The following is a 1,268-nucleotide window of genomic DNA, read 5'->3' as shown; positions in this document are numbered from 1 at the left end:
AACTCAGAGTTATCTGCTGAATACCTACGGCGAGGAAGAACGCGAACTCCTCGCGATCATTGCGTCGTCGGCAGGGACCGCTCTTGAGAACGCCAGGCTCTATCAGGCAGCCCGTGAGATGTCCCTCACTGACGTCCTGACCGGCCTGGGGAACTACCGGTTCTTCTGCGAAGCGATGGAGCGAGAGATAGAGCGGGCTAAACGACACAAGACCGCGCTTTCCTTGCTCATGCTTGATTCCGACAGCCTGAAACACATCAACGACCGGTACGGCCACGCGAACGGAGACAGGCACCTCGTAGAGCTTGCAGCCGCAATCAGCTCGGTCATCCGCAAGTCCGACATCCCGGCACGGTATGCAGGGGACGAATTCATGGTAATCCTCCCAAATACTACCATGAAAGAGGGTCTGGCCCTTGCGGAACGCCTTCGCGCCAAAATCGAGGAGTCGGCCCTGGTCATAGATGGTGTTCCAGTCACGACCACCATCAGCATAGGGATCACATCATTCCCCGAATTCGGCACTACCCTCGATGAACTGGTTAGTTCTGTCGACGCCGCCATGTACACGGCGAAGCGACACGGCAAGAACCGTGTCGCTATGGCTTCCTGACGGTGCGCCGGCCTGTTCTAGACCAGCCGCTTGACCTTCTCCTCCAGGCTTCCTGGCAACATGTCCGCGATTGGGATCTCAAGGAGTGTGTATACGCCGGGCTCTCTCACGAGACTGGCCCGCGCCGCCCCCACCATTACCTGGCCCGTGAGACTCGGGTTGTCCACCCTCATCTCCCACTTCAACAGCTGATTCGGGCTCATTCCAGCAGTCCCCTTCCGCTCCATGACTACTCCATGTCCCGCATCTTTCAGATTGTCAATCGATTCTACCTGCGTGACCCTGGTGTCGTCGTGGATGAAATACGGATCGGCCTTGATCTTGGACTCTACCTCGGCAAACGAGTGAGTTCCATCCAGTTCGACGTAGACAAGCCTTCTGTGGACGCCGTAGCCTGCTGGGATGGTGAGGGAGATGGCGTCGCGCACTCCCGGTATTGCCCGGACCGCGACTGAATGGCCCATGCTCATGCCGGGGCCGAAGTTTGTATAGGTGATGCCCTTCGGAGCCAGAACTTCCATCAGCGCTCGCACAATTGAGTCAGTGCCCGGGTCCCATCCGGCGGCGATGATCGCAGCCGCCCGTCCCGCCTGAGCCCGTGGAGCCAGCCGCTCTCGGAGGTTCCACGGGCTCAGGCGGGACGGGCGGCTGCGAT

2 protein-coding genes are annotated in these 1,268 nt (G+C 59.5%); one reads left to right on the top strand and one right to left on the bottom strand.

Annotation, left to right across the window (positions count from 1 at the left end):
- Nucleotides 1–613: GGDEF domain-containing protein (locus NUW23_13045; GenBank protein ID MCR4427085.1), on the top strand; the 613-nt coding region annotated here is incomplete at its 5' end.
- A 17-nt stretch (nt 614–630) separates the two neighbouring features.
- Here the strand turns inward: NUW23_13045 and NUW23_13040 are convergent.
- Nucleotides 631–1,268: diaminopimelate dehydrogenase (locus NUW23_13040; protein ID MCR4427084.1), on the bottom strand; the 638-nt coding region annotated here is incomplete at its 5' end.

Source organism: Bacillota bacterium (assembly GCA_024655925.1).
Classification (GTDB): domain Bacteria; phylum Bacillota; class DTU025; order DTU025; family JANLFS01; genus JANLFS01.
This window is presented reverse-complemented; position numbering and strand designations above follow the sequence as displayed.